The 24,863-nt window shown below is 41.0% G+C and carries 20 protein-coding genes and 1 pseudogene; all 21 read right to left on the bottom strand.

The features are described from left to right. Positions 1–50: 50 nt before the first annotated feature. The 21 genes and pseudogenes from OCV68_RS05145 to OCV68_RS05045 all read right to left on the bottom strand — a co-directional run bounded on the left by OCV68_RS05145 (position 51) and on the right by OCV68_RS05045 (position 24,862). Positions 51–2,516 (bottom strand): diguanylate cyclase, encoded by a 2,466-nt coding sequence (locus OCV68_RS05145; RefSeq protein ID WP_262571226.1) that lies wholly within the window; start codon positions 2,514–2,516, stop codon positions 51–53. A 36-nt stretch (positions 2,517–2,552) separates the two neighbouring features. Next, complete coding sequence (locus OCV68_RS05140) at positions 2,553–2,864, bottom strand: hypothetical protein (RefSeq protein WP_022475387.1); 312 nt, start codon at positions 2,862–2,864, stop codon at positions 2,553–2,555. A gap of 7 nt (positions 2,865–2,871) precedes the next feature. Then, entirely contained in the window at positions 2,872–4,338 is a 1,467-nt protein-coding gene (locus OCV68_RS05135; protein ID WP_262571223.1) for a hypothetical protein, read from the bottom strand. A gap of 92 nt (positions 4,339–4,430) precedes the next feature. After that, a complete protein-coding gene (locus OCV68_RS05130; RefSeq protein ID WP_262571221.1) occupies positions 4,431–6,761 on the bottom strand; it encodes a DNA topoisomerase in 2,331 nt (776 codons plus the stop codon). A gap of 13 nt (positions 6,762–6,774) precedes the next feature. Further along, positions 6,775–7,104: a hypothetical protein gene (locus OCV68_RS05125; RefSeq protein WP_262571219.1), complete on the bottom strand. Its 330-nt coding sequence runs from the start codon at positions 7,102–7,104 to the stop codon at positions 6,775–6,777. Between the two features lie 28 nt (positions 7,105–7,132). Then, complete coding sequence (locus OCV68_RS05120) at positions 7,133–10,123, bottom strand: hypothetical protein (protein WP_262571217.1); 2,991 nt, start codon at positions 10,121–10,123, stop codon at positions 7,133–7,135. 18 nt (positions 10,124–10,141) lie between these two features. Continuing rightward, complete coding sequence (locus tag OCV68_RS05115) at positions 10,142–13,024, bottom strand: VirB4-like conjugal transfer ATPase, CD1110 family (protein ID WP_262571215.1); 2,883 nt, start codon at positions 13,022–13,024, stop codon at positions 10,142–10,144. After that, positions 13,024–13,431 carry a PrgI family protein gene (locus tag OCV68_RS05110; RefSeq protein WP_262571214.1) on the bottom strand — a complete coding sequence of 136 codons (408 nt, stop codon included), beginning with the start codon at positions 13,429–13,431 and terminating at the stop codon, positions 13,024–13,026. The genes OCV68_RS05115 and OCV68_RS05110 overlap by 1 nt, the downstream gene beginning before the upstream one ends. Before the next feature lie 13 nt (positions 13,432–13,444). Continuing rightward, complete coding sequence (locus OCV68_RS05105) at positions 13,445–14,272, bottom strand: hypothetical protein (RefSeq protein WP_262571212.1); 828 nt, start codon at positions 14,270–14,272, stop codon at positions 13,445–13,447. A 67-nt stretch (positions 14,273–14,339) separates the two neighbouring features. Beyond that, positions 14,340–14,720 (bottom strand): hypothetical protein, encoded by a 381-nt coding sequence (locus OCV68_RS05100; RefSeq protein ID WP_262571211.1) that lies wholly within the window; start codon positions 14,718–14,720, stop codon positions 14,340–14,342. 134 nt (positions 14,721–14,854) lie between these two features. Then, on the bottom strand, positions 14,855–15,034 hold the full coding sequence (locus OCV68_RS05095) for a hypothetical protein (protein WP_262571209.1): 180 nt from the start codon (positions 15,032–15,034) through the stop codon (positions 14,855–14,857). Between the two features lie 38 nt (positions 15,035–15,072). Then, positions 15,073–16,023, bottom strand: a pseudogene (locus OCV68_RS05090) (VirD4-like conjugal transfer protein, CD1115 family); the annotation flags it as partial. Positions 16,024–16,062: 39 nt separating this feature from the next. After that, positions 16,063–16,251: a transposon-encoded TnpW family protein gene (locus tag OCV68_RS05085; RefSeq protein WP_195308984.1), complete on the bottom strand. Its 189-nt coding sequence runs from the start codon at positions 16,249–16,251 to the stop codon at positions 16,063–16,065. 252 nt (positions 16,252–16,503) lie between these two features. Continuing rightward, the gene (locus OCV68_RS05080; RefSeq protein WP_227884716.1) at positions 16,504–17,769 is read right to left on the bottom strand and encodes a virulence-associated E family protein; all 1,266 of its coding nucleotides are present in this window, start codon (positions 17,767–17,769) and stop codon (positions 16,504–16,506) included. A gap of 16 nt (positions 17,770–17,785) precedes the next feature. Then, the gene (locus OCV68_RS05075; protein ID WP_195308982.1) at positions 17,786–18,406 is read right to left on the bottom strand and encodes a CHC2 zinc finger domain-containing protein; all 621 of its coding nucleotides are present in this window, start codon (positions 18,404–18,406) and stop codon (positions 17,786–17,788) included. Positions 18,407–18,466: 60 nt separating this feature from the next. Next, positions 18,467–19,702 (bottom strand): serine/arginine repetitive matrix protein 2, encoded by a 1,236-nt coding sequence (locus OCV68_RS05070; RefSeq protein ID WP_195308981.1) that lies wholly within the window; start codon positions 19,700–19,702, stop codon positions 18,467–18,469. 18 nt (positions 19,703–19,720) lie between these two features. Beyond that, positions 19,721–19,954, bottom strand: coding sequence for a hypothetical protein (locus OCV68_RS05065; RefSeq protein ID WP_262571203.1), 234 nt, complete (start codon positions 19,952–19,954; stop codon positions 19,721–19,723). Between the two features lie 210 nt (positions 19,955–20,164). Next, complete coding sequence (locus OCV68_RS05060; protein ID WP_195308980.1) at positions 20,165–20,527, bottom strand: hypothetical protein; 363 nt, start codon at positions 20,525–20,527, stop codon at positions 20,165–20,167. 42 nt (positions 20,528–20,569) lie between these two features. Beyond that, positions 20,570–23,074, bottom strand: coding sequence for an ABC transporter permease (locus OCV68_RS05055; protein ID WP_195308979.1), 2,505 nt, complete (start codon positions 23,072–23,074; stop codon positions 20,570–20,572). Then, on the bottom strand, positions 23,074–23,754 hold the full coding sequence (locus tag OCV68_RS05050; RefSeq protein WP_055163293.1) for an ABC transporter ATP-binding protein: 681 nt from the start codon (positions 23,752–23,754) through the stop codon (positions 23,074–23,076). The genes OCV68_RS05055 and OCV68_RS05050 overlap by 1 nt, the downstream gene beginning before the upstream one ends. A 100-nt stretch (positions 23,755–23,854) precedes the next feature. Further along, positions 23,855–24,862, bottom strand: a complete 1,008-nt coding sequence (locus OCV68_RS05045) for a sensor histidine kinase (RefSeq protein ID WP_195308978.1) — start codon at positions 24,860–24,862, stop codon at positions 23,855–23,857. Position 24,863: the final 1 nt, after the last annotated feature.

Here is a 24,863-nt window from a genome sequence, read left to right as displayed (position 1 = left end):
TTTATTCCCCAATGGGGAATTCTGTTATATAAGCTATCTGAAAAGTTGTTTTACTTGATTTGCTCATGCTCGTTATCATTGCGGCTTCTTTCAGCAGCTGTTTGCTCTACCTTAGTAGCCCAATTATTTATTTCTTTTAATTCGGCACAAAATTCCTTAGTGCTTTTACGTTCATCGGTGATTGCCTGACTTAATGAGTATGAAAGAAGTTCTTCCTCATCAAACTCATCAGCAGTTGCTTCAAAATCAGCATGAGCTTTTAATATCTCATCTTTTTCTGTTTCAGAAAGTGACTGTAATTTTTCTGATACTTCTTTAGCCAGCGGGCAACATTCACTGACTATTTCGCTGATCACTTTATCCAGCTTAGTACTGTCAAATTCTTCGCCAAATTTGCTGATATAAGTATCTCTTATGTCATTTTTTTCGGACATAAGCGTATCATACTGGTTTTGAGTAAGATATCCAAAGTCCTTACGCAAATTAAGCTGATATTCTATATTACTGGTGAGCGCTTCCTTGGCAGTAGATTGTGATTTTATACTGTTGTATATGTTTCTCGCTGCTTTAAGGTTGTCCCAGCCGTCAACCGAAACAGAATATTTCCCGGTAGTCTCATCTTTTATACCGGAAAAGTCTATGCCTGATTTTTTCAGGCTGTCAGTAAGAGAATCAATATGTTCGGCAGTTATTCCGTTTATCCGCTTTTTATCGACAATATCTTTATATGAAATAGTGCCGAATATCTTATAATTCTTGTGAGGGGTATGTACTGATTTTTCACCCTGTTCAGCTGATTTTTCTCTCTGTGCGATGACCTTGTCCATAATGTCGGCAGTGGTAACGACCTTGTTTCTGCCAGTTTCCTTTGCATTATAGACCAATTCGTCAGCGCATTTAAATTCTGCATCAAAAACAGCTCTTGCATTGTCAGGTGTCATTTCTATTTCAGGAGCCATCTGATATACTCCCATAGAAATAGTTACACTTATATTCTTTTCCTGCCCATCAGCTGCTGTTACAGTGTGTTCGGAATTTTCTACGGAAATTCGCAGACGTTCTGCTATTTCGTAAGCCTTTTCAGGTTCGCAGTTAAGAATAAGTATCATTTCTTCGCCGCCAAATCTGAAAGCACAATCGGAGCCGGTGCGTGTGCCTTCCTGAAGTATTGCTGCCACATCTCGCAATACAGTGTCTCCTGCATCATGTCCGTATGTATCATTAACGCTTTTGAAATGGTCAATATCGCACATTACAATGTTCACGGGGAGATTATCGTTTATTCTGCCGCAAATAGTATCAGCCGCATATTCATTAAGTCCCTGTCTGTTTTTGAGATGAGTAAGCTCATCGGTGATTCTGCCCTGATGCTCGAACTCTTTTTTCAAGGCAAGCTCTATGGTATTGACTATCTGACTGTTAGGCTTGAAGAACTCAATTTCCTTTTCCGAAAGTCCATTTTCCTTTTCAGCAGTAATTACACCAAGAGCACCGCCATCAGATGATACTATAGGGATAATGGTCTTATCTCCTTCGTACATTATCTGCTTGATATCAAATGCAGTTTTAAGGCTCTCTGCCGCCTGTCCTTCCTGCCATTCACGATAATCGTTGCCCTGAGCAAAGAACTTGTCCGTAAACCTGTCATAACAGTAAAAAGCTGCTTTGTCGCATTCGGTAATCTGCTTTGTGACACTTTCGATTTCAGCCATAGTTTTGCTTAGATCCTGCGCCTCAGTCATAGCAGCCATAAACTTGTTTATTGTCTGCACCTGATCTTCAAGGCTTGCAAATTTCTGCTCCATTTTCTGAAACTTCATCTCAAATTCCTGACGAAGCTTGGCTTCAATCTGAGCCATCATTTCCTGTTCATTCAAAGTTTTATCCTCCTTTTTTTCAATCGGATACTTGACATTTTTCATTGAGTATGCTATACTATTATCAAAGCAGATAACTGAAGTCGTTTTGGATAATTGGTATCCTATAGTCGTGAACAGTTTATCTGTTTTTTCTTTGTCATAAGCAATAATTTTGTCAAGTTTCTTATTCAAATAGTTTTCTATGTTATTTTTTCCGTAAATACTTGATATTTTGTTTACTATGCTATCGGTACTTCTTAAATCTAAGGCAATTGGAACAATAATGTTCTGATTGTCTTGATTTTTTATTTCTGTGATTAATGTAATAGTATTTGGATGATTACCCCTCATAACTAATATGGGATTCCTTATAAATTCAGGCAAATTTTTAATTACGTCTATTGTGATGTTATGACCCGATGTATGATGAGCAGTTCTTGAATGCTCTGGTAAAATACTATTTCGTATTACATTTTGATTCACAGTAAGTTCGTCAGTTTTCGCTCCAACCGCTTTAAGAAGATTAAATTTTCCTAATGATATGGTTTCAAAAACTTTCAATTGTCCATTGATATATAAATCAATTCTTTTTTGAAATGATAGATCATCAATATTATTTTGAATGATTTTCTCATTTTCAGAATGAGTTAATGGCATATCTAACCTTTCCAAATTCCCCAATGGGGAATTTTTTTATACTACATAGCATTTCCCATCTATCTGGTAAACCTCATTCGGGTCGCATTCTGTTTTGATAACATCATCAGCGATTGCATCAAGCGCTGCCTGTATGCGCTCAATGTTCTGAGCCAGAGCTTCATAGCTTTCTTTGCTGACCGCATATTCGGCATCGGTGTTATATTTTTTTCTTTCTTCCTCTGACAACAGATATAACCCTTTGTCAGCAAAAAACTTTGTAAGAAACTTTTCAGTTTCTTCCTCGCCGGATATTCCGTAAATACATATTTCTGCATTCCTGTTAAATCCATAAATAAATACTTTCATAGTTCTTTTAACCTCCATTATTTTCTGATTCTGAATTTTCATTTAATGATATGCCGGGCTTTCTTCCTGCTCTTGCCTGAAGGGCAGCCGCCTTAAGTGCTGCTTTTTCCGCCTTTTCCTTTTGAATAGCCTCCATATTCTGTTCGGCAGCCACTTTAAGATCATTCAACGATTGTACAAGTGGGTTAACCCTTCTATTTCTGAGCATTCGTGAATATTGCTCGGATATCATACGTTCAGCATATTCCCTCTGATTTGGTTCGATTTCATCGAGATATTTCTGAGGAATGGTAATTGTGTTATTAACACGTTTGAGACTTCCATCACGTGAGCACAGTTGTATGACGCTCCAAATTTTATCGAAGTCAAATAACTGGTTCCTGAATGATGTACTGTCAATAGCTGTGAAATTACCATTGTCGTAAATATAGAGAAGTATATTGTTTCCGTGCATTATCTCGATAACAGTTTTATCAAGAAGCTGCCTGGAATTTTTATATTTGTTCAGTGCCTTGACTGTTAATTCTGCATCAGTGTAGTTTTCATTGACATCAAGCACAATTTCTGCGGAATATGCCTCATCGGCATTTAAAGCGGTCTGCACAAGCTCATTGTTTTCCACTGTATTAAAGGCATAATCGAAATAATTGACCTTGTTACCACAAATATTGCGCTTTTTCGTATATGCCTTAATATTGAATGTGAGTTTTATCTTTTTCAGATATTTCTCATATGCAGCAGCGTAATTTTCATCGTAGGGAATATGGTTATCGCAGGCATACTTTATAAACTCCCTGCCATAGAGCAGATCATAAACATATGAATAACATAAAAGGGCTTTATAGTCGGTTACAATAGGAGCAGTTTCCGAAGAAACATCATAATTATCAGCGAGGGCAGCGGCAACATATTCAGGTTTTTCGATAAAAATACTGTCGCTGTTCTCGTCATAATATCCCATTTGCCCTCCGGATTCATTTACGAGCATAGCCATATCTTTATCACACTTTACAAAGCCATTTTCAATGAAGATATGACTGTTTGATATAAGCTTTTCTGCCTGCTCAAAGGGCAAAGGAGAAAACTCATCAAATTTTTGAGAGTTGGCACAAAGTAAAATGATTTGCTCCAGGGTTTCATATGAGAGCCTTTCGGATTCGTTCTTATCTTCATCAGTTCGTACCCTGTCTTCAAGCTTTATAACATCTGAAAGAAAATCAGTTTTATTGTGAAGTACAAGCTCTTTAAGGGTTGCTTCTCCGATGATGCCCATTCCGAACAGCAAAATCAACCTGTCATTCTGTTCGGAATACGGCTGCCTCAGTATTTTCTTTTTCAGATCATCTGATAAATGATACTGACACTTGAGTTCCGCTGGCAGATGTGCATTAAAGACATCAACCATTATGGAATACCGAAAAAGCATGGTCTGCATATCAGTGTCATCAGATATATAATCACGATATACTCCCAAAGCGGATTCCTCCTATCTTTAAATGTATGTTAATATTTTGCCGCTTTTTTATGCAGATAATTGCTGAACAGTTTATCGCTGTTCAGCTTTTATTAACCCTTGACAAGATTGATGTATTTGCCTGTATCCTTTAGCTTATACTCAGCTGTTTCGGTTCCGTCAAGAGTTTTCTTTTTTATTTTAGAACTACCTTTTGTAAGAAGTTCTTCAGCATTTTTAGCTGATATTGTAATGCCATTGAATTTATCTTCTTTCCAAAGAGTAAATCCGCAGCCGTCTTTACCACTTTCACAGTAAAAATTGAGTTTACCCTCATAAATGTTTTTTCCGCATCTGGGGCATTTTCCTATTGGAAGCTTTTCTGCTTTTTGACGGACAAGATCTATATATTTTCCTTTATCTTCTAACTTGTACGATGCAGTGTATTCTTCGCCCTCCTTGCTTACTGCTTTTAGCGGAACTGCTTCGCCGGATAAAAGCTTTCTGGCTTTTTCAGCTGTTATCTCAGTTGTGACATTGTTATTTCTTTTCCAAAGAGAGAAGCCGCAGTCCCTGCCGCCTTCACAGTAAAAATTGAGTTTACCCTCATAAATATTTTTTCCGCATCGGGGGCAAATGCCAAGAGCTTTGCGTTCAGGTGCATTGGGATTAGTGTGTGATAATGGCTTTCTTCCGCTGCTCTTTTCGTAAATAACTGTGGTTTTGATAAAGGCTTTCACATCTGCTTCGAGCTGTTCAGGAGATTTTCCCTTAGACTGGATATCATCAAAATACTGTTCCCATTCTGCTGTGCGTTCAACAGACTTAAGATTGTCAGGAATTGATGCGATAAATTCACGCCCGAACTGAGTTGAAATTACCTGTTTGCCTTTTCGGGATATATAATCCGCCGCAATAAGGTCTTCTATGATCGCCGCACGGGTTGCAGACGTTCCGATACCCTTACCGCTTACCGCAGCCTTAAGGCTTTTATCGTCAATTCGGTTATCAATATTTTCCATAACTGATATGAGTGTGGTATCAGTAAAATGTTTCTTTGGCTGAGAAACACATTCTTTCAATGACAACTCCGCTTCAAAGCTGCTGCCCTCTTCATATCGAATGCTCTGAACATTATCATTTTCAGCATTGGGACAATATGCTTTCCAACCCATATCAACAGCTTTACGAAATACAAGGTCATATGTAATATCTTCACACCAGAATTCATATGATGTTTCTGTATATCTGTATTTTGAATCTACACCCATAAGCAGACGATTGATTATAATATCGAGCACCTTGCTCTCATTCTCTGAAAGAGATATATCCTGCGCAGCGTTAAGTGTAGGAAGTAAAGCGTGATGATCGCTGATTTTTGTGTTATCAACAATCCTGCTGTCAAGATTAAGTCCCTTATCCAAAAGAGTTTTGGCTCTGTCCGAGTATTTGCCGGATTCGCTGATAAGCTTTATGAATTTTTTCACATCAGGTATAAGGTCGTCCGAAATATATCTGCTGTCTGTTCTCGGATATGTGATAAGCTTCTTTTCATAAAGCTTCTGTGCTATTTCAAGCGTTTCGGCGGCTGTAAGCCCGATCATATCATTTGCATCCATCTGCAATGCAGCCAGGTTGTAAAGTTCAGGACGATTTTCAGTCTTTTCTTTTGTTTCTGCGGATATGACATTTACAAGCTTTCCTGAGCTGTTATGAAGCATTTCCTCCGCCGCAGACTTATCGTCAAACACCTCCCGTGATACAGCACCGTTTGAAATCACAAGCCTGTAACTTGTTTTGGAAATGAAATTTTCTATCTCTTCATCTCTCTGTACAATGATACTGAGCAAAGGGGTTTTGACTCTGCCTATTTTGTGGCTGTATTTATCCATAATGCCATAAAGGCGAGACAAATTTATTCCGATATACCAGTCAAGCTTTTCCCGTGTAAGTGCAGCCGTGTACATATTGTCATAATCCGACATTGGTTTGAGCGAATTAAGCCCCGCCCTTATGGCTTCATCTGTCACTGAATTGCACCACAAGCGCTTGACGGGCTTGGTGCAGTGATTAGCCTCATAGATATGGCGGAAGATAAGCTCGCCTTCACGTCCGGCATCTGTTGCACAGATTATTTCTGAAACGTCCTCCCTTGCCATAAGCAGTGTAAGCATATTTCGCAGGCCCTGTTTATCTTCGGTCTCGTGTACAGAAAGTTCAGGAAAGAAAGGCAGGGTGTCTATATTCCATTCCTTATATCCATAATCTTCGGGCTTACCGACACAATAAAGATGACCTGCCGCATTGGCAACGTAGTATCCGTTTCCTTCATAGCAAAAATTTTTGCTTTCCTTTGCATATACTTTATCCCTTGCACCCACCGTATGTGCTATCGCTTCTGCAACGCTGGGCTTTTCGGCGATTATCAGTTTATGTACAGCCATTTTTCTCCTCCTATTATTTACGATTGTTAATGAAATTATGTTCCTTATACTTAACTGCTGCAAGAGCAATAATTCCGCCTGCAAGGCCTATGATATTAGTTGTTCCTATATGAAATTCATGCTTTTTTTCGGTATTTTCCTTGTTTTCAGGATCTTCAGGCGTATCTGATTGCTGTTCGGCTTCGGATGAAGAGGTTGTTTCCGAAGAATCGCTTTCTGCACTTTGAAATGTCGTATTTTTAGGCATTAGCAGTATCCCAAATGTTAAGATAACAGCAAAAAGCTTTATATAAAACTTCGGGTTCTTTATTTGCACTTTCAGCCAATCCGTAAATTTTCCCATTTTGTTTTCTACCTCGCTTTCTTATGGTTTATGGTGTCATACCATCCGGGACGATTGTGACAGTATAAACATCTGCGGCATCGTATTTGCTGTAGCCATTATCGTTGACTGCAAGTATCAGGTAATTCTTAGTGGCTGCTCTATATTCGTACTTTGACTTTTGCACGCCATTTTCAAAATACGTGGTATATGTCATCAGCGTTCCGACATCAATAGATAATCCCATATCTGTCGTAGTGCCTGCACAGCGTATATACTTATCGTTTCGTACATCATACTCATAAACTATGTACGAATTTGCTTCCTTGACTTTATCCCATGCCAATCGTATGAAATAGTGCTGATTAGGGTCAGTAGAGCCATCATTATTAACGTAATAGTCCTTGTAGATAGTGTGATGTATGTTTTTCGGAATCGCAGGTCTGGGGCCGTGTTCAGCTTCGTACAATGCTTCCAGCCTGCGTTGTGCAACTAAAGAGGTCTCGTAATCATCAAGCTTTGTGCTTGTATCTCCTAAGACATTCGAGATAAATTCCTTGTAGGCATTATAAATGTCCGCTTTATCGCCTGAAATTCCAAGCTTGTTTTTTACAAATGATATATCGCCATGATCGTTATCATAGATATATTCCCAGTTGTTGACCTGTCCTCTTAGGATCTGGTGCGTTTTGTTACAACTGTATGTAAATCCACTTGGAGTAGTGTCACGATGGCAGTCCCGTTCGGGGCATTTGCCATATTGATAACTGTAATCAAACGTATATATCTGCTGTAGGACAGTATCAAGATCAGACGTATTTATGTTAAAATCATAGGTTGAAGAGTCAAAATCTGCTGCTGTAATGTCTCCCCATTTTTTTACTGCTGCCATTGCGATAATGGATTCCATATCGCAGTAGTCGGACAGCTTTATATATTTTTCAGTCACCTGATTAAGTGCCCATATATGATTATCCATACGGCTGAGTGTAGTAGGATCCTCAGCAGGTGGGTTTGGAGTACACCCCTTGGAAATGACAACAAAGTCTCTGAATTCGGTGGTTGTGTTGGGATTTGCTCCATCTCCATTATTCATTTCCTTGAATGCTCTGGCATACAGTTCGGCGTATTCCGCTACCCACTCTGTGGCAGATGCTTGCCGTACTAATCGTGCACCATCATATTGATGTATAACCAGGTTAGTTATATCCATTCCACTATATAATGTAGGAGTATCAAGCGTATAGTGCGATTGAAAGTATGGCGTGCGCTCTGTTGCTTTGCCATCATATCCCAATGACCATTTATTCAGCATTTCTTCAAGCGGAAATGTAGTGTCCATAATGGTATATGTCATTTCAGCATTTTCCGGCGTGGTTTTATATACACCATCAGGATATTTTTTGTAATAGCTTTCTGTATATAGGGGAGTAGTAACCTCTACCGGATCGGAGGCTCCTCCAATACCCACTATCACCTTTTTAGAGGATATTACATAAATTTTATCCTGATACAGATGCGACATTGTTATTTTGGGGTTGTCATAATCATATTCGTCAGGTTCAAACCCGCCGAATTGAAAATCAACAATCTCCAGTATCTCCAGCTGCTTTTTATCAAAATATTGCTGTATGTACTTTATATATCCCTGAAGTATTTCTTTCTGTTCTTTCAGTTCCACCAATTCATACTCGCCAGTGGTATCGTTGTACAATTCTGTTGTATGCGGTGACATCCATGCAAATAGGGCAACGAGTATTACCACTACAACAATAACGCAAATTATCGGGACCAATAAGCTGACTGCCGCTGCGACAATAACTGATGATGATTTTGCGATTGCCGCCTTTTTGGCTGCATTTTTCCCTGAGTTTATAATTGCCCGTATATTTTGAGCGGCGCTGTTTCCGCTTGATGTGATACCATGTTCTGTCTTGTATATATTTATTTTTATTTGACGCTGAGCCTGTTCTCTTTTCAGCTGTTCTGCTCTTTGAGCAGCCTGCCTTTGTTTGGCTCTAAGCTTATCACGTTTAATTTCCTGGCTGTTTTTGTAATGATCATCAAGTCCCTTTTTTATAGTTTTAGTAACCTTTTGGGACACGTAATATTTGGGGACAGAAGTAATTGCGGCAGATGTGGCAGCCCCAACACTGTCCTGAGAATCAACGCCGGATGCAACACTGGCTGCGGCACCGGCAATATGTTCTAATTTTTCAATAGATTTATGCTTTTGCGCAGCCTTTTCAATTATCTTCTTTGCAGCAATTTCTGTGGGTACAGCTGCAAGAGAAGCGACAGCTTCTCCGGTACTGTTTTTATTTACGGCATTAGTTACCTTGGAAGAAACATCGACAATATTTTCTGCTACATTGATAATGTCAGAAGGCAAAACAGATGAGTTATTGTCAAGTCTTTTTTGAGCTTCCCGGTATTTGTAAATTTTATAATATTGCTTACCAATGGCTGTGTTGAGCCTTATATATTCTTTGTCAGTATTCTGAGCAGCCTTTTGGAAGCGCTTCCTTGCTTCATTATCAGGCTTAATACGATAAGCTCTTTCTTTCTGATGAGCGTTCAGATAAAATCTTGATTTTTGTGATTTGGATACGCCTTTATTTTTATTCCCCACTGGGGAATTTGAATTATCACCCGGGGATTTTCTGTTTATGGCAACATCGGCTTTTAGCTTGTTTTCAAGCCTTGATGCTGCTTCTTTCGCCATACTATTGGCCTGTGCTGCTGTATTTTTGCTTTGATTAGATACAGCAGCCTGCCGTTTAGAGGTTTCGATATTAACTTGTATATCGGTTTTGATTTTTTCGTTGATTTCAGCGGCCTTTTTCTGATATGTACTGAACTGCATTTGCGTATTATGTTTCTTGTCTTCGGGCAATTTAGATGATAAAGGCTGAGAAACTGAAAAAGAGGATTGTTCTTCTTTAGCCTTCAAATGCCGTTGCTTTCCAGGCATCATTTTTACCCTGTATATTTTCCTTGCACGTTCATTTTTATCAGTAAGGTGGACATTTTTATCCATATATACAAGTTCCTTCCTTTATAATTCCTTTTGATCCATAAGAGCCTGCGTCTCCGAGAACGATGTGGACATTGATTTATAAAGCTTAGTATCTTTAGGGAATTTATCCCAAAAAGGAATCTTATCTTTTGAGCCAAGAACCATAAGACCCTCGCCGGCGCCGATATTATTTACATAAAACAGTTCACTGTCTGTGAAGTGTAAAGTCTCCTGCAATTTTATACTGTCAGCAGGAGACTGCTTGAGAAGCATAAGGTATTCAGAATTTGACAGCATGGTGCGGCAGTCATCATCTCTCAGCAGATCTTCAACGTTCTGAGTAATACCGGTAAGCACGCCGCCGTATTTTCTTGCACGTTTGTACAAGTCTCTGATAAACTGCAAGCAGTACGGATCTCTGAAAAGAACGTGAATTTCATCAATGTATATCCACGTTGGTACGCCCTTATCCCTGTTGGCTGAAAGCCGATTCCATACATTATCCAGCACCAAAAGCATAGCCTGTGTTTTCAGTACACCGGAAAGATCCTTGATGTCATACGAAATAAGACGGTTGTCCGCTTCGATATTTGTCTGATTATTGAAATATTTGGCTGAACCATCAACATACATCTCAAGCGTGATAAGGAGATCCTGCTTCATCTTTTCATCAACGTCTTCCGTCTCATTCCGCATTACATCACGAAATGTTCCTAATGTAGGCATATCCGCTTTGTCCAATGTTTTTAAGTATCCCGACTTAACATAAGCAAGTCGGACACAGCGGTCAATGAAGGACACTTCCTGCGGCGTAAGGCTTCGGTTGGGGTTCATAATGGATATAAACGAGGTTATGAGCTGACATTTATCACAAATAACATCTATGTCATCATCTTCAAGCAGGGCTGTATCAAAATCAAATGGATTTACATAATTGGTTGAGCCGGTAGATATTTTTATTGAAGTGCCGCCAAACATATTTACTATTGAGGGGTATTCTCGCTCAGGGTCAATTATTATGATATTGGCTCTTGGGTCGGTTAGAAACACGGCAAGCATTTCACGCTTGGCAGCAAAGGATTTTCCTGAACCGGGACAACCTAAAATAAATCCGGCAGGGTTTATTAAGGATTCTATACGCTTGAAAGAAATAAGGTTATTGGAAAGCTTATTTAATCCGTAATAAATGCCGCCTTCCTGCTGTACATCCTTGACATTGAAAGGAACAAAGATTCCGATGCTTTCTGTAGGCAGCGATCTGCTCCATTCAAACTTACGCTGTGTTCCGATGGGCAGAACATCACACATTCCGTCTTCTTGCTGCCATTTCATCTCACCGTACATACAGCCATTTCTCTTGAGGGCAGAGGCTACTACTTCCATATTTGTTTTCAGCTTGTCATAGTCCTTAGCCATAACCATAATAATAGTCGCAACGCTAAAGAGCTTCTGATCATTGACGGTAAGCATATCATACAGGCCTTTATAGCTCTCTATCTGATTACGGAATTTAACCGGCATTTGTGCCGAGAAATTGCCTGCCTTAGCTGCTGCACTTTCTCGCTGTGCCATATTGGTTTCAATCGCCGTTATCTGTCGCTGTACAAGTTTACGTGCTTCCGCCGTGTCATGTGCAAAAACATTTGTAGTAACAAGCATCTGAATATTTGATGCAATCAAATCGTTGAGAATATTATCATTGGCAGTTGAAGGATACTCCTTTATAAATACGCATTTGGCATAAAATTCTCCGAACATAAAATAATCGGATTTGAATTCAAAATAGTCAGGCGCACAATATACCTTATCAAGTCCCCTGTCGATGTCCTCCTTAGTAAGCTTTGGAATAGCTACATCTGCTCCAACGAAAACATCTTTAAGAAGTTCAATACGTTCCTGGTTTGAAAGAGAACGAAGATTGGTATTTCCAATACGTTCAAAGCTGTTTTTTGTTTCAAGATCAATAGTGTTGAATTTGCGCTGTGCCACCTCATTGTCCGGAGCTTTTATTGTCATAGTAATGAATATTTGTTTTCTGATGGCATTTTGACCTTTGGAAAGATTTTCATGCAAGACCTTATCGTTGTATTCCTGGCGGACATCATCATATCCATCATTGGCTCTCTTAACAAGTATCTTACTTTCATAATCCTTAATGTTGATGGTGCTGTTCCATACTGAAATCTGACAATCAACCGTATCATCTAAGGTGTTGAGAAAAGTGCAGTAGTTTTCAAGCATATCATTCTGCTGCACCTCATCGCCCATATTGTAGTTTATGTCATCGATTGTGTACACCTTTGAATATATGTGCTCGGAGAGAAGCCATATATCATTATCAAGTATTTTCTTGTAAGGTATGGTCTCTGACACGGTACGAGAAATTTTAAGTTTTTTCTTACCGCCTGACTGCTCTTTTTCTTTTTTTGCTTTAGCCTTTTTTATAGCATTGCGTTCATTGATACGAGCCTTGTCTCGTTCTTTGGCGTTTTGGGGTTCGTATTCCGGAGAATGCCTTTTTCTATTTGATTTATGTAATAATGCTATTGCAGCTGTACCTGCTATCGCAAGTGCAAAAGCAGTTATAATGTTCGTATTATCAAAAAATCCAGCGCTGACCTTGTCATTGGAAACAGATGTGGAATATCTTTCGGAAGCGGTCACGGAAGTTGTGCCGATTACTGTTGTTTCAGCCGGAAGTGTTTCAATGACTGTATTGGTCGTTTCAGATTCGGATATTACTTCGGAAATTAACGTTTCAGCAGCAAGGGTTTCTGCTGAGATTTCGCTTGTAAATTCTTGTGTGCTAACAGTAACTTCATTATTTTCTTCTGATAATGCAGATACGCTGCTTGACACATCAGAAAATGAAGTTATAAATTCGGAAGTAGGGGTAGTTGCAATAATTTCAGGACTATCCATTATTTTGACCTCTTTCCTTTTAATCTTTTCAGCTCTTCCGAACGTTCATTGGATAACTCAGAATATTCAATATCTATGAGAGTTTCATGCAGTTTGACTTCAGAAGGCTTAAATTTTAGTTTTCTCTTTTGAGATTCTACGTAATATCTTATAGCCTTTTTGCCGATAACTTCGATGGGCATATCGTTGTAATTAAACCAACCGATGGCGGCAAGAGGAACAACTTCAATTAAAATGATCCATCCAACAGTATCCTGCGTGAAAAATTTACTTCCGAATATTCCTGTGGGTATGGCCAGAGCCAATATTCCTGCGCCGCATATAAGCTGCCTTACTGTTAATCCGAAGAAAAATTTTTCTTTAAATGAGGTTATTTCCGCAGGAATTTTTCTTTTCATTACACCCATATGTGTCCCTCCATTAAGCTCCAAACATTCGTTTGGTCAAATCGCCGGATTTTTTTACAGTTATACATAGTACAGCAAGGCTCAGAACAGGAGATAAGAACCTAAACATAATTCCAAATGCCCCTACGTTTGCTATTTTTTCTGATAAATCACTTACAATAAAATCATCTGCGAATTTAACATATACGGTAAAGATTGCTCCAATGACAGTTGTCTGTAAGCAGACAGCTGCATAGGATTTTATAAACGCAATTCCTGTGGATCGGGCCGTTGAGTTGCATAAAGTAGATATTGCAATAGGGCCTATTGCCTGATGTATTCCAATTTCAAATACTATTCCCATTATTTCTATGGTAAGCATTATAAGCAGAGCGGAGACTACAAGAGTCACTATCAATAAGACGATACACGAAAAGATATATCCTTCACCCAATAACCCTTTGTTCGGTGCAATAGCTGCTTCTGTGATGTTTCCTATACTTCCGCTTATTTTGGAAAAGCCATCATCAATACTTACCACACCAAGTCCTTTGAAAAGGTCATAAATGCTGCCTATAATATTTGAAGAGTTTTCTATTATAATTTTGGCGAATAGCAATTTTATCCATAATCGTATAGCATCTTCAATGCGTTCAAATCTGAATTCAGATATCATTGATATCATTTCCATTGCAAGAAAAAGTCCTGCAAGAGAAAGCGCAGCAGATTCTATTCCGGTTGTAACAATATTGGCATCATATATATTGATACCAAGTATGTTAAGAATAATTTCCTTAAAGCTGTTAATGATAGAACTTATCAAATCAGCATATGCTAAGGCATTATCTTTAAATATTTCCATAAATTCACCTCGCAACCAACTTATAGCGCAGGCAAGATATTTTGCCTGCGCCGAGAGTAGGGATTCATCAGAACGATACCGATGCGCCAATAGCTGCTACGATAGCACCGCCGATCATGCACTGCATACCACGTGTTTTACCGGTTTGATCGTCGTCCTTAAAGCCGATTCCAAGCTGAATGCCGCCGACAACGACTAACAGCGCACCAAGACGGGGGATCCATGTTTTGAGCAAGCCGATGATCGTATTGATGGTTCCTTCTGCTCCTCCGTTAGATCCACCGTCTGCAAATACGGTTACAGCCATGAGAGATAACGCAAGAGGCAAAGTTACAAGAATTTTGCCAGTCCTCTTGGTCATAAGCTTTCCCACACAGTTAGTGGCCTTTACCATTGCCTTTGCTCCTGCTGTTGTTGCAGCATCTTCAATCTTTTCAATTCTGTTCATTTTGAACACCCTCCTAAATTTTTTATATCATTCGGTTTCCCGATGATATGCTAAATAAAAAATGGAGCTAAACGATATATCACTATACCGTTTAGCTCCATCAGCTGTTCCATATCCCCATTCGGATATGCCTATTAAATTTTATTAGCTGTTATCATCTTGCTTTTTAATGTAATTTTTTGCTCTGCGATTTCGAGATATTTCTCGCCGTTTTTGCTGCGCTTTCTGATAATTACTTCTCCGCCGTGATTTAAGATATCAAAAATATCATCACATATCTTTAGTTTTTCCCTGTCATCAAGTTCAAGTTTCATGATAGAGTTTCCTTTCTGACCAATTCCCCTTTGGGAAATTAGGCTGTCTTTGAATATATTCCCGAAACATCTTTAAACAAGGAATTGATTTCAGGACTTACATCCTTGTTGATCTCAGATATAGGTACGATTATATCACTATCTGATGAAATAAGATTTATTGTAACATTATAACTTTCATTCTCAATAGTAGAGTTATCGTCAATATATTCTGACAGGTCGATTATTTCAGGTTCTTCAGCTGTATGGATTTCCTGTTCGAGATAAAAGGAATTTCTTTCAGGGTTAGCATCTTTAAGCATATAATATCGAGGATGATTTACGATATCATATTTGTTTGTCCTGAATGGTCTGAATCCTCGGATAAGGACAAGGCATTCGTTATTGGGCATAGTGGCTAACTCATCAAGTGTCATTAGGTCTCTACCCATAATGCCATCGTTATACGATGTAGATCCCTGTTTGGACTTAGTTTTGTTTATATTCATTGTATCTATTGTTTCCTTGCCAAGCTCTTTCATAATGTATTCGTTATTAGCCTGATCTTTACCGCCAAGAAATATGGTTGTATCGCAGTTACCCGGTATTTCTTCCCAGGACTTCTCGTAAAGTCTTTTCAGCTGCGAGAGATTCTGCAAAATGAGCTGTACAGATATCTCAAACTTTCGACAGGTCGCAATAATCATTTCAAAATCGGGTATTTTACCGCAGTTTGCGAATTCATCAAGAAGGAACCTGACGTGATACGGCAAACGTCCGTGATATTTTGATATTGCACGCCTGTAAAGACTATCAAAAAGCTGTCTATACATCATCGCCGCAAGAAACGTATATGTATTATCTGTTGAAGGTATAATAATAAACAGCGCAGTTTTTCTGTCACCGACCGTATCAAGCTCTATGTTGTCCATGCACGTCAGGTTACGGACTTTTTCAAGCTTAAAGCACTGAAGCCTTGTTGTAGTTGAAATAAGGATAGACTGCATTGTTTTTCCAGAGACGAAAAGTCAAGGACTTTTTCATCAAATTCACAAACAAGTTACATTTTGCTGAATCTCGTTGCGAAGCAGTCGCTTGATTTTGTCCTCCATCGTCTCTCTGGCGTTCTCGTTGAAGTGGACACGGACAATATAGGTCGTGCCGTTTATCTGCTTTCTGACGGTGGGTGCGGTGTGCTGTGCGGTGGTCTGTGCTGCTGTGTTTCTGTTTTCTGTCATTCAATACCTCCTATGAATGAAAAATGCCCGACAAGGAAAGGCTGACAACGAAGTCCTGACAACGGACATTGAAAAACCTTTTATCTTATCGGGCGGCTCTTATTACTTACTATTTACTTTTTCTTTGAAATCTTGGTTGTCATGGTTGTCAGAGAGAGAAAAGTCCAGTCTGGACAAGGCTTTTTCGGATTTTGCCCGACAACGGGATTGACAACCGGCTCGGCAACAAGCCGACAACAGGATAGCAATTTTCTATCGCCATCCCTCCGGCAGCTCCATCTGTTTAAGCTCCGCATCGGAGAGAGGAATAAATTTTCCGTCCCCGTTGTCAGCTTCTCCGTTGTCGGGCAACTCACGCTCCCAACCTTTCTGACGAAGATACGGCTTCGGAAAGTGTCTCGGATTGCTGAAAGACTTCCAACCTTTGACAACATTGTTCATAATGTCGTTTATCTCTCGCAGTTCCCATTGCTTCGGCTCGTCATACTCATGCCCCAATGCTTCTCGGTAAAGCTGTTTGGAGCAGACCGCATTTCCTTTGTAGCTGTCCAGATAATCAAGTATCTGTCCGGCTTTGGTGTCCTCCGGCATAAACTCCCTTTGATGGGCTTTCAGATACTCATTCATTGTCGGGCTAAACCGCAGCTTGAAGTCTCCGCTTCGGTAGATCGCCATTGCTTCTGCCCACATCTGATGAATGTAGGCTCTGGATTCTTCCTCATTGTCGAGGATATGCACCTCGGCTCTTTCGGGGTAAACCATGACCGGCACGAAACGGCGGTTGCCTGTGCGGTCAAGGGGTAGGAAGTCCAGAGTATTTGACGAACCCCCGAACACGCATTGTCGCTTGCGGTCTGCCGGATGTGTCTCATAGGGGACTTTGTATGTCTCTTTCTGTCTGCTCAAAAAGGACTTGATTTCCTCAATGCTCTTTGCATTGGCGGTGGCTATCATCTCTGACATCTCGATTATCCAATGCCCCTGCATTTTGCGGTACACATTTTCATCGTCCAGCTTTTTAAGGTCATCGGTAAACCAATCGTCCTTGACCGCAAGCAGACGGAAGAAAGAGGACTTTCCGGCTCCTTGCCCTCCGACAAGGCAGAGCATGACTTCAAACTTGCATCCCGGCTTAAAGGCTCGGCTGATTGCACCAAGCAGAAACAGCTTCAAGGCTTCGTAGGTGTAATCATCGGCATCCGACCCAAGAAAGCGGTGCAGACAAAAGCGTATGCGTTCCTGTCCGTCCCACTCCAAGCCGTTCAGAAAATCACAGACAGGATGATAGCGGTTTTCGTTGGCTATAACCAATGCGGCATCCTCGATTTTCTTCTCAACCGTCAAGCCGTAGTGTTCTTCAAAGTAGAGAAGCAGATATTTAATATCCACATCGGTCAGAGTGGAGCTTTCACGATACCAACCAAGCGGCTTTACAATGTCGGTGCGTTCCGTCAACAGATTTTTGCGGATAGCACCTTTCAGCAGAGGGTCATTCTGAAATACCGTCTTGTAGTTCATGGCGGTATTCGCAGGCTTACCTTGCTGTGTCAGTTCTAATCGGTCTCGAATTTCCTCTCTGGCGGCTGTCTGCAAATCTTCGTTCAAGTTTCATCACCTCGTTTCTTTGCTCGGCTACAAGTGCCTTTCTATCTTCAAGCGTTCCGTAGAGCATGGTGTCAAGCAGATATTCGATGTAGTCCCGTCTCTGCAAGGCTTCTGTGAATAGCGGATGCCATTCATCCTCCGGCTGCTTCGGTGCATAGTCCTTTTCCCACGCTCGGAGCTTATGGAAATAATCGGACAGCACACGAAAACACAGTTTTTCCTCCGCTTCAAACTTCTGTTTGGCGGTAGGCTCTCGGATTTTTGCCACGATGGACGGCTTGCCGTTTCGGTCATAAGCGATACCGAAATCGTCAGCCAGTTTCATAGCGGCTTCTTTGCTCGGCAATTCAAACAGTCGGGAAACAAAGTCAACGGCATCCCCATCCGCACCGCAGCCGAAACAATGAAAACGCTTATCCACTTTCATGCTCGGTGTGCGGTCATTGTGAAACGGACAGGCTATCATTCCGGCTCGGTTTACACGAAAGCCGTAAAACTCTGCCGCCTGTCTTGTCGTGACCGACTGCTTTACTGCTTCAAATACATTCATTATCAACCTCCCAAAATGGAAAAAGCACCTGTCATTCTCAAATCGAAAATGGCAAGTGCCTTAAAGCTCCATATTCTGTTTTTTGTGCGGACGGTGTTCGCTCCGTCTTGCTTCATTTTCCTGTTTTGCCAGTTCCTTGTTTCTTTCAAGTCTGGCAAGGATAGAGGGCTTGACCTTTTCCTTAATCTGCTCTTTGCTCGTTTTCTTGACCTCCGGCGAAAGCAAAGCAGACTTGATTTTATCCAATGCAGACTGCATGGCGTTTTTGATTTTTCCAATCACGCCATCCAAACGGCTGATTGCATAATCACGCTCTTTCTTTGGTGCCTTGCGTTCCGGCGATTGAAGCCATATCTTTGTTTCCTCAATCAGCCGAATGTCCTCCTTGTGGGTTTCCACTCTGACCGTATCTGTCACGACCTCCACCGCCTTGTCATAGGCAATATCGGCAACATCATCAATCAGCGTTTCCACATCCTCGATTTTCAAAGTCAGTTCCTCTAACTTCTGCTCCTGTGCCTCCATCTGCTCTTTCTGCTTGGCAAGAATGAAGTCCTGTTTTTCAAGATAGGCTCGTCCTCCGTATTCCGGCTCTTGCTCCAAATGCAGACCATGCTTTTTTGCAATATCAAAGAGCATTGCACGACAGGCAGAATCGAAAGTCATTTTTCGGTTGTTGTGTCTGCCTTGCTTCTTGGTGGGGTCTGGCAGTTCAAAACCTAATTCTTCAAGTGCCTTTTCCTGTTGTGGGCAAATCTCGCCGTATTTGTTTTCACAGTCAAACACATGGCGTTCTTGAATGTGCGGTGTCGCTTCATCCAGATGTAATGCCCAATCCAGAATGTGAACATGAGAGCCGAAACGCCGTTCCATCTCCACAAAGAAATCCGTCACGACTTTCAGCAGAACATCCGGCGGAACATGGTCGCCCATCTTTCCGATCTGATAGATAGTTTCCTCTGGACAAGTCCTTTTGTCTTTGAGCAAATCCGTTGTGGTGCGGTTGCGTTCCGAGTGCCTGTTCTTATCGTTTCTGGCGTTCTGTGCTTCGACATAAGCACCGTATTTTGCGGAGTAGAACAGTTCCTCCACTTCCTCAAAAGTGTCTGCAAGCTCGCTCTGGACTTGCTTCTCTGCAAAGGTGCGATAGCCGTTGAAGCAGTCCCAATAGACATTGTGCTTGGCTCGTTCTTCGTCAATGTGTTCGCTGTTGCTCACATCAAAAGTGCGGTCATTGTGCTTCGGGTTGTAAGTGCCATGCTTGCCGGAGCGACCGTTGTGTCTTGTTAATTTCAAACCATTTCTAACCTCCGTTCAGATTTTCCCCGCAGGGGAAAGGGGCAGCGAAGCTGCATCCTTGCTGCAATTTTGCGACAAGTAATACCCAGTACTAAGTGGCGAAACGCCACTTAACTGGGCAAGGCTGCCGCCCTTGACCTGCACAGGGATATTGCATTCCCTGTACCCATGCACAAAGGGCTTGCCGCCCTCTGTACTCCTGCCCGATAAACTGCTCCACATCGTCAGCTGCCGACATTCGCAGTCCATCGGTTTTTGCGAAACTCTCCATCGGAGACTTTCACAAAAAAATGGAGAAGCCCGATTTCGTCAAATCGGATTTCTCCACTTTTCGGATATGCCGTTTCCGACACATCCGCTTTGCAAATGAGCAAAGCAAAAGCGACCAACTTTTTACGGTTAGTCGCCTTTGGTTTGTTCATTCTATTCAGTTTTTACGAAACAAGAGAGTTTCTACCATTACCTTTCTAACGCTAAGTATTCTTGCCCCATAAAGAAGATTGTCAATTCGTCATGATCTACTTCTATCTCAAATTCCACGCTGTTATCTCCCTGTGTCACGCAGATTATATCCGAGTAAGAAAAACCATAAGATGCGTTACCGCAGGACAGACCCGAATCGGGCATATCTTTACTCACAGCAAGTTCCCCGTTCTCTTGAAAGGTAAATACCTCCTCCGCATTTGTATCCTTCCATGTGCCAATAATATCTTTTTCGTTCTGAATGCGATTTACTTTACCGACACATACAATGGCAAGTATAACTACACCAACAGTCAAAGCAATGCCTGCAACTCTCTTTACCAGTTTCTTTTTACGCAATTTCTATTACCTCCGTTTCAGTTGCTTTGTTAGATTGAATGATTACATATTGCTCAATTTCAGTTCCTCTACAATTTCCACCTTTGATACGCTTCTGACAGCAAACAGCATAGCGATACATACCATAGCACCGACCGCCAGAACTGCAAGAGCATAAATACCACCGTTGATATAAAAAGCAAATGGTGTCATACCCGACGATATGAAGTAGTAGATGGCACAATGAATCAAAAAGCTCACAGGCAACGCAAGAACCAATGCTTTTACGCCGTACAAAACAGCTTCAAGCAATAGCGTACATTTCAATCCTTTGGCAGTCATACCAACAGAACGCAGAACAGCAAATTCGCTTCTTCTCAAATGAATTGTATTTGAGATAGTGTTGCAAACATTCAAACTGATAATAACCGTCATCAGGATCGAGAACAGGCAGATTACCAGTTTTGCAATCGTATATACCTGTCTGGAATTATTCGTTGCGGCTGCAATGTCCACAGTTTGCGGAAATCCTCTGTCAGCCAGACAGTCCATTGCTTCTTTATGCTGTGCTGTCTGTATTCTCATTTCCACATAGGCGTTATCATCTATCAGCCAGTTAAAATAACTTAAAGGCACAATGAGGACAGCTCGATCTCTCACAAACATGGATTGGATATTTGCATTTTCATCTGAAACGATTTCTTCCACGATAATCGGCAAGGCATCCTCGGATGCCCCCAACGGAATGATTTCAGTTCCCGGTTCAATAAGAAACGGGGAGCCTGCAATCACTCGATTTTGACCCGCATTATAATATCCCATTGTCTGATTGAGCAGGATTCCACGATTGGAGCTGCCAGTCATAATATGAAAGCCATTTTCCTCACAAAAGGAAGTAAAATGTTCTTCGTCCAGTCCTACGACATATACCTCTGCTTTCGTACCATTGATAAAATATCCCTGCATATCAGGATTGATTTGTTCCTGCGAAAATTCAGCAGTCATATATCGCTGAAAAGAATAGGAAACATCCGCAGTGATATTTTCATCCGATAATGCCCCGATTGCGGTAGGAATATCTTTGTATTGAATCGTCGAAATCACATCAGTATAACAGGAACCGTCCTCCTTCATGTCCAAGGATGTCTGATAAAGCATAAAATCAGACAAACTGTATAAGGAAAGGGCAATTACCACCGACAAGAAAATAGAGCCAGTAATTGCTCGGAAGCGTTTTGGATTACGCTTAATATTTTTAGCTGCCAGCGAACCATAAATGCCAAAAACCAAAGAAACGATTTTTCCATCACGGAATTTCTTTTTTGATACCGCATTGTTAGACTGGCGGATAGCTTCAATAACTGTAATTTTAGCAGCTTGCTTCACAGGCTTTCTGCTTCCGAAGTACAAAGAAGCAATGCCGGATAATCCGCTGACGAGCAGGATAAGTCCGTTTACCTTTAAGGACAGTTCTACAATGCTAAAAGTGAATGTTTCTCCAAAAGCTGCCCTGACCACACTTAACAACAGAGCAGACAGCAGTATGCCGACAACCAATCCCAAAGGTATGCTTACCACACCCAAAAGAAAGGCTTCTAAATATACACTAAGGCGTTTTTGCCCTTTTGTGGCTCCAATACTGGATAACATTCCCATCTGCTTAATTCGTTCCTGCAAGGAAATGGAGAGGGCGTTGCTGATCATTGAAGCGGATGCAGCCATCAAAAGGCAAATGACCATGACTACCAAAGCAATCAGTTTGGCAGCTCCTTTGCCGCCGGTAATTCCATGATAGACTAACAGTTCAGAATGAAACTTTGCTACATGACTGTCTACTGCCGCAGCCACTTCTTCGGCTTCTGTATAGATCGAATTGGATAAATTCTTTGCCTTGACATACGCAGCAAAATCGGATGCCGTTTTGTCAACGCCTGCAAAGGCATTATAGTTTGCTGCGATTTTTGAGTCATTCACATCTGACAGAATACCAACAACTACATACGCTTTCTCTTTCGTTGGAACGAAACTTTCTTCTTCGCCCCTATAATTTGTCAGTCCGGAAAGCTGGGCATTATATTCATCCCAAATTCTTGAACCAAGGGTTAAAGAAATCGTATCTCCAATCTCTGTGTTCATATTGTTTTTCTTCAAAAAAGATTCTGAAATAACAAGCTCATTTTCATCTTGCGGGAAACGCCCCGCAAGCAAATACTGATTTAACGAAAATCTTTGGGTAAAGTTCTCGTCAATCTCGCCAACGGAGAGCATTGTACTGTTGGATTTCTCCCCGTAAAAACTGTTTCCGGCAAAGCGGAGAAGCGAAACCTCGCCTACATTGTTTTGACTATATAGCTCTTGAACCTGCTCCCAAGTCAAATCCTCCATGTAGTAGTCATAATCGCCACCATACACTTTTTCTTTCTCTTTCAAAAAATCAACCAACGACCATCCCCCACAGAGAATAGCGGTTATCATACTGATTGACAAAAGAATGGTTAAAAGTGTGAGTAGGGTACGCTTTTTATTCGACAGCAGATTCCTGAGTGTAAGCGTGAAAATCATATTCATCAGCGTATCACCTCATCCCTCACAAGTCTGCCATCCTGAATTTCCAGAATACGGTCTGCCTGCATTGCGATTTCACGGTCATGGGTAATCAGGATCATTGTCTGGCGATAGACTTCATTGGATTCACGCAGAAGTTTCATAATATCCCTTGTGTTCTCCGTGTCCAGATTTCCCGTCGGCTCGTCCGCAAGGATAATCGCAGGTGCGTTAATCAACGCTCGTCCGATTGCCACTCTTTGTTGTTGACCGCCGGATAACTGACTTGGCAGGTGCTTTCTACGCTTTACCAGTTTGAGCGTGGATAGCAGTTCTTTCAAACGCTCCTTATTGATTTTACGCCCATCCAATCGAATCGGCAGCGTGATATTTTCCTCGACAGTCAAAACCGGGATCAGATTATAAAACTGATAGACAAGCCCAACCTGCCTTCTTCTGAATACAGCCAATTCATCTTCGTTTTGCTCATAAACATCCTGTCCATCCACAAATACTTTTCCCGAAGTTGGTCTGTCAACACCACCTAAAATGTGCAACAGGGTAGACTTGCCAGACCCAGATGCTCCAATGATTGCAACAAACTCTCCTTTATCGACGGAAAAAGAAACATCTGACAAAGCATGGACAGGAGCATTGTCCATTTCATAGGTTTTGCAGATATTCTCTACTCTTAATATTTCCATAAAAAGTTCCTCCATATATTTTTGCAATTCAGTATAGCAAAGCCAAGTGACTGCTTCATTACTTTTTCATTACAAAAATGTCACTTAAAAAGGGTCTGCATTAAGCAGTCCCCCGATAAAAGCAGATTTCAAATTCTGCACCGCCTGACTTCCGGTTTTTCGCCTGGATGACGCCGCCCTGGTTGACGATGATTGTTTTTGCCAGAGCCAACCCCAAACCGGCATTACCGATTGTAGAGCCACTTCCTTGATAAAATCGGTCAAATAGATGCGGTATATCCTTTTTCCGAAAACCTGCTCCATTATCCGCTATAATGATCTGTGTCAAAAGAGGTCTTTCTATTGCCTTGATTTCAATACTGCTGCTCTCTGGTGAATGTTCGATACAGTTTTTAATTACATTCCCCAAGGCTTCAGCAGTCCAATCAGCATCAAGAGCAAGTTTCAGTTCTGCCGGAATCACTTGCGTGATTGTCTGCATTTTTAATTCTGCCGCAATCTCCAGAGGACGAATTGCTTTTTCTACCACATCTTTTAAGTATATCTCCTGTGGCTTTAGAGTAATCGTTCCTGCATCCAGCTTGGATATTTTCAGAAGTGTGGCTATCAGCCACTCCATTCTTGATAAGAGCATAGTCTGTTTGCGGATCAGCTCATACCTTTCTTCGTCAGTCAGTTCCTCATTACACAGAGAAGCATTTAGGATATTCAGCGATGTCAAAGGTGTTTTTAATTGATGTGAAATATCGGCTAAAGCATTCGCCAAATTACCTTTCTCCATTTTCAGAGCTTCTGCCTGTTCAATAAGTCGTCTTGTCATCTTAGATATTTCATCATGTAAAACAGATAATTCGCCTTCTTGAAACTGCTCAAAAGAAATCGTTTCATCTCCATGCAGCAGCCTATCAATATGCAAACTAAAATCAGCAATTTTCTTGTATCTCTGATATGTAAAAAAGAGGGAAACTGCACTTGATGAAATGATAGCCGACAGAACAATCCACACAGCTTTGCTATCAACGATAATGCCAATGCCGCCCCAAAATAGAATAAGAATACTGCTGACAACAATTTGCCTTTTCACTTCTTTATTTCTGATAAAGTCCATA

Origin of the sequence: Huintestinicola butyrica (genome assembly GCF_025567215.1) — a bacterium.
GTDB classification, from domain to species: Bacteria; Bacillota; Clostridia; order Oscillospirales; family Ruminococcaceae; genus Huintestinicola; species Huintestinicola butyrica.
The sequence above is the reverse complement of the archived record's forward strand: the minus strand, read 5'-3'. Positions and strand labels throughout refer to the sequence as shown.